The organism is Moorena sp. SIO1F2, from assembly GCF_010672755.1.
Taxonomy (GTDB): Bacteria; Cyanobacteriota; Cyanobacteriia; order Cyanobacteriales; family Coleofasciculaceae; genus Moorena.
This window is the reverse complement of record NZ_JAAHFV010000687.1, coordinates 1-1,005: the sequence shown is the minus strand read 5'-3', so window position 1 is coordinate 1,005 and position 1,005 is coordinate 1. Positions and strand designations below refer to the sequence as shown.

Below are 1,005 nucleotides of genomic sequence, written 5' to 3'. Positions count from 1 at the left end.
TGGAATCGGGAATCGGGAATCGTGGGAAAATATTGTGTAAATTATAGTTATAAAAAACGCTGTAAATTGGCTAGTATTCAGTTATAAAAAAAAATCAAACTATCTCCCCTACACCCTAGGATAAAAAATGCTATAATTTTAAAAAATAACCTTTAATTGACAAGCGATGGAAACTCAAGACTTAAAAACACTGATTAAAGAAAGCATCCGATAAGTTTTGAGAGAAGAAAGACTCTTACTATGTCATATGTTAATGCCTTACGTTAGTGATCAAGAACAACAAGAGCTTGACGCCACCTTTGGGTTACCTGAAGACTATGAGACTGAAGAAGTGACTGATCTGACAAATTGGATTAAAAATGAGCATTAAATTCCGAAAGAGTGCGATTAGATTCTTAGTTAATCAAGCGATAGAAGTAGAAGGAGATGAAGAAACCATTCCAATCACAGAAATTGTTCAAAGTCAAGAAGCTTGGGAAAATTATCGCTCCGGTAACGATAAAGGAATTTCATCTAAAGATTTAAAACGTAAGTTATTAGGATAAAAGTTTGATTGATAGACAAAGGAATGCAGCAAGGTCTTGGAGCTTTACCCCAAGACCAAACTCCCGACTCCCGACTCCCGACTCCCGACTCCCTATTCCCGCTCCTGCTTACAAAAATCAAACGCCTTATTGTTAATCTTATCAATAACATCAGTTACCTCAGCCGGAGGATTAGGCATCAGATAAATTTCCCGTAATGCATCTGACCACAGTTGTTTGTTGATGAAATAGTTAATTCGTTTCAGAGCAATCTGATCAGCACTCGCATCTTGAGCTTTCAGATTACTTTCTAATGCAGTTAAGTCAGCGGTGATTTGATTACGCTTTTGGTCATTCATTAAACGAAAACTTCTCTTAGTAGGAAGTTCGTCTAAAGGAATTGTATTCCGCCAAAAGTAAGCTTTACCTGGTTGTAAGGGCTTGCCTTGATAAAGGATATTAGTGGTAGTAGGGTCTAAGA

At 37.0% G+C, this 1,005-nt stretch carries 1 protein-coding gene and 1 pseudogene; one reads left to right on the top strand and one right to left on the bottom strand.

The annotated features are described in order from the left end of the window. Positions 1-359 precede the first annotated feature (359 nt). Positions 360-545 carry a hypothetical protein gene (locus F6J94_RS34045; protein WP_293048403.1) on the top strand — a complete coding sequence of 62 codons (186 nt, stop codon included), beginning with the start codon at positions 360-362 and terminating at the stop codon, positions 543-545. Between the two features lie 92 nt (positions 546-637). Here F6J94_RS34045 and F6J94_RS34040 read toward each other — a convergent pair. Further along, positions 638-1,005 (bottom strand): annotated as a pseudogene (locus F6J94_RS34040) (hypothetical protein); the annotation flags it as partial.